Genomic DNA, 4,353 nt, shown 5'->3' with positions numbered 1-4,353 from the left:
AAGCTCGTGGTCATCGAGAAGGACGACCAGGGCAAGCCCGACCTGGGCAAGTCGCTGCTCGCCGCCGCGTACTCCGACGACAAGGCCGCGCTGGCCGTGGGCCCCACGGCTTCGGGCGTGGCGCTGGCCATGCTGCCGGTGGCCGAGGAATACAAGAAGATCCTGGTCGTGGAGCCCGCGGTGGCCGACTCGATCACCGGCGACAAGTGGAACAAGTACATCTTCCGCACCGGACGCAATTCGAGCCAGGACGCGATCAGCAACGCGGTGGCCATCGACAAGCCCGGCGTGACCGTGGCCACGCTGGCGCAGGACAACGCCTTCGGCCGCGATGGCGTGAAGGCCTTCGGTGCCGCGCTCAAGAAGGCGAAGCTGGTGCACGAGGAGTATCTGCCGCCCGCCACCACCGACTTCACGGCCGGTGCGCAGCGCCTGATCGACAAGCTCAAGGACCAGCCGGGCCGCAAGATCATCTGGATCGTCTGGGCCGGCGCGGGCAACCCGTTCAAGATCGTCGACCTCGACCTGAAGCGCTACGGCATCGAGATTGCCACCGGCGGCAACATCCTGCCGGCCATGGCGGCCTACAAGAACCTGCCCGGCATGGAAGGCGCGGCCTACTACTACTTCGGCATCCCGAAGAACCCCGTCAACGAGGCGCTGGTGGCCGCGCACTACAAGCAGTTCAAGGCACCGCCGGACTTCTTCACGGCCGGCGGCTTCTCGGCCGCAATGGCGGTGGTCACAGCGCTCAAGAAGACGGGCGGCGACACCGGCACCAACAAGCTCATCGGCGCCATGGRAGGCATGAGCTTCGACACGCCCAAGGGCAAGATGACCTTCCGCAAGGAAGACCACCAGGCGATGCAGTCGATGTACCACTTCAAGATCAAGGCCGACCCGGCCTTCGCCTGGGGCGTGCCGGAGCTCGTGCGCGAGATCAAGCCTGAAGAGATGGACATTCCCATCAAGAACAAGAGGTAGGGCTCGCCCTTTCAATTCGTGCGAATTCGCCCCGGCATGGCCGCCGGGCGAAGCGCCAGCCTGCGCGCCCAGTGGCCGATTCGTCAGCAATCCAGCAAGCGTTCGATAGACCTACAACAGAAGGAGACAGCGATGATGCGATGGAAAAACTGGAAGGGATGGGCCGCGGCTGCGGCGATCACGATGGCGGCAGGGCAGGCTGCGACGGCGGCGGTGCCACTGCCGTCGCTGGGCGCCAACCCGGCGGAGGTGAGCGTGTCCGGCCTCTCGGCGGGCGGCTTCATGGCCGTGCAGCTGCACGTGGCCTATTCGGCCACCTTCAAGCGCGGTGCCGGCGTGGTGGCCGGCGGACCGTACTACTGCGCCGAAGGCTCGGTGCTCAACGCCACCGGCCGTTGCATGGCGCACGGCAGCAGCATTCCGGTGTCGACACTGGTCAGCACCACCAACAGCTGGGCCGCCAGTGGCGCGATCGACCCGGTGTCGAACATGGCGGGCTCGAAGGTGTACCTGTTCTCGGGCACTTCGGACAACACCGTCAAGCCCGCGGTGATGGACGACCTCAAGACCTACTACCAGAGCTTCGTGCCCGCGGCCAACACGGTCTACCGGAACAACATCGGCGCCGGCCACGCGATGGTCACCGACGACTATGGCGGCGCCTGCAGCACCACCGCCGCGCCCTACATCAACAACTGCGGCTTCGACCTGGCGGGCGAGATCCTCACGCAGCTCTACGGTCCGCTGAACCCGCGCAACAACGGCACGCTGGGCGGCAGCTTCACCGAGTTCAACCAGTCGGAATTCATCACCGGCCACGGCGTGGCGGCCACCGGCTGGATCTACGTGCCGCAGGCCTGCACCACCGCGTCATGCCGCGTGCACCTGGTGCTGCATGGCTGCAAGCAGAACTACACCGACGTGGGCGACCAGTACGTGAAGAAGACCGGCTACAACCGCTGGGCCGACACCAACAACATCGTGCTGATCTATCCGCAGACCAGCACCGCCGCCACCAACAGCTGCTGGGACTGGTGGGGCTACGACAACGCGAACTACGCAAAGAAGTCGGGCCCGCAGATGGCGGCGCTCAAGGCCATGGTCGACCGCGTGACCGGCTCCGGCGGCGGCTCGTCGCTGCCCGCGCCCACCGGCGTAGGCACCTCGGGCGCGACCAGCAGCAGCATGGTGATCGGCTGGGCTGGCGTTTCGGGTGCGAGCGGCTACAACGTCTACCGCGGCGGCAGCAAGGTCAACGCGGCGCCGGTGGCCGGCACCAACTACACCGACACCGGCCTGGCCCCGTCCACCACCTACAGCTGGACCGTGGCGGCGCTGGACGCCGGCAATGCGCAAGGCGCGATGTCGGCCGCGGCCACGGGCACCACGCTCGCTGGCAGCGGTGGCGGCGGAACCTGCTACACCGCCAGCAACTACGCGCACACCGTGGCGGGCCGCGCCTATGCGCTGTGGGGCCTCACCTATGCCTATGGCTCGGGGCAGTCGATGGGCCTGTGGAACGTCTACGTGACCACCACGCTCAAGCAGACCGGCCCCGACTACTACGTGATCGGCACCTGCTGAGGCCGATCCGCACTACCTTTCTTATTTGCCATGACCCACGATGCTTGAGACCAAAGACCTGACCATCCGCTTCGGCGGGCACGTGGCCGTCAACGGCGTGAGCTGCGCCTTCGCGCCCGGCACGCTGACGGCCATCGTCGGCCCCAACGGCGCGGGCAAGACCACCTACTTCAACCTGATCTCGGGCCAGCTCAAGGCGAGCGCGGGCACGGTGTCGCTCGACGGCCAGCTGCTGTCGGGCCTGTCGCCATCGGCGCGCACGCACGCGGGGCTGGGGCGGGCCTTCCAGCTCACCAACCTGTTCCCGAACCTCACGGTGCTGGAGAACGTGCGCCTCGCGGTGCAGGCCACGCGGGAGGGCGCGCACCGGCGCGGCCTCAACCTCTGGAGCATCTGGAGCGACCACAAGGCACTGACCGAGCGCGCCGACCAGATCCTCGCGGACGTGGCGCTGAAGTCGCGCGAGCACGCGACGGTGGCGAGCCTGCCGCACGGCGACCAGCGCAAGCTCGAGGTGGCGCTCCTGATGGYGCTCGAACCCAAGGTCTTCATGTTCGACGAGCCCACGGCCGGCATGAACGCGGCCGAGGCGCCGGTCATCCTGGACCTGATCCGCAGGCTCAAGCAGGACAAGACCAAGACCATTCTCCTGGTCGAACACAAGATGGACGTGGTGCGCGAACTCGCGGACCGCATCATCGTGCTGCACAACGGCACGCTGGTGGCGGACGGCGAACCGGCCGAGGTGATTGCCTCGCCGGTGGTGCAGGAGGCCTACCTGGGCATTGCGAAGGAGGCCGCGGCATGAAGACAGCCCTGATGAATTTCTCCCTCCCCTCCCGGGGGAGGGCAGGGGTGGGGGCTCGCGGCCCTGACACCGCTGCCGCCTTCCAAGCACCGCTCGCCCCCATCCCAACCTTCCCCCGGAAGGGGAAGGAGCAAGACCGATGAGCACTCAGAATCTCCTGACCCTCGACGGCGTGCACACGCACATCGGGGCGTACCACATCCTCCATGGCGTCGACCTGGCGGTGCCGCGCGGCCAGCTCACCATGCTGCTGGGGCGCAACGGCGCGGGCAAGACGACCACGCTTCGGACCATCATGGGCCTGTGGCATGCGTCAGAGGGCCGGGTGCGCTTTGGCGACAAGGACATCGCTGCGATGCACACGCCGCAGATCGCCGAACTCGGCATTGCCTACGTGCCCGAGAACATGGGCATCTTCTCCGACCTCACGGTGAAGGAGAACATGCTGCTGGCCGCGCGCGGGGCCAAGAACGCGGCGCAGATCGGCGACACGCGCCTCAAGTGGATCTTCAAGCTGTTCCCGGCGGTGGAGAAGTTCTGGAACCATCCGGCCGGCAAGCTCTCGGGCGGACAGAAGCAGATGCTTGCGGTGTCGCGCGCGATCGTCGAGCCGCGCGAGCTGCTGCTGATCGACGAGCCCAGCAAGGGCCTGGCGCCCGTGATGATCAACAACATGATCGACGCCTTCGCCGAGCTCAAGGCCAGCGGCGTGACGATCCTGCTGGTGGAGCAGAACATCAACTTCGCCCAGCGCCTGGGCGACAACGTCGCGGTGATGGACAACGGCCGCGTGGTGCACAGCGGCTCGATGGCGGCGTTTTCCGCGGACGCGCAATTGCAGCAATCTTTATTGGGTCTCGCGCTATGACGTATTCGATGTCTTGTCCCCTCTCCCGCTTGCGGGAGAGGGCTAGGGTGAGGGCAGGCGGCCTGCGCAAAGGCCATGCCCTCACATCGGCGCTGCCGGCCCTCACCCC

General features: G+C 66.9%; 4 protein-coding genes. All 4 read left to right on the top strand.

Annotation, left to right across the window (positions count from 1 at the left end; all coding sequences use genetic code 11):
- The coding region (locus tag AC1DOC_RS21485; protein ID WP_478130448.1) for a substrate-binding domain-containing protein at nucleotides 1-984 on the top strand (984 nt) is incomplete at its 5' end.
- A 135-nt stretch (nucleotides 985-1,119) separates the two neighbouring features.
- Nucleotides 1,120-2,568: an extracellular catalytic domain type 2 short-chain-length polyhydroxyalkanoate depolymerase gene (locus AC1DOC_RS21480; protein WP_026284325.1), complete on the top strand. Its 1,449-nt coding sequence runs from the start codon at nucleotides 1,120-1,122 to the stop codon at nucleotides 2,566-2,568.
- Nucleotides 2,569-2,608: 40 nt separating this feature from the next.
- Nucleotides 2,609-3,376: an ABC transporter ATP-binding protein gene (locus AC1DOC_RS21475; protein WP_478130447.1), complete on the top strand. Its 768-nt coding sequence runs from the start codon at nucleotides 2,609-2,611 to the stop codon at nucleotides 3,374-3,376.
- Between the two features lie 139 nt (nucleotides 3,377-3,515).
- Nucleotides 3,516-4,244 (top strand): ABC transporter ATP-binding protein, encoded by a 729-nt coding sequence (locus AC1DOC_RS21470; protein ID WP_018907308.1) that lies wholly within the window; start codon nucleotides 3,516-3,518, stop codon nucleotides 4,242-4,244.
- Nucleotides 4,245-4,353: the final 109 nt, after the last annotated feature.

This window comes from Variovorax sp. 01T439_2 (assembly GCF_056398445.1).
The sequence above is the reverse complement of the archived record's forward strand: the minus strand, read 5'-3'. Positions and strand labels throughout refer to the sequence as shown.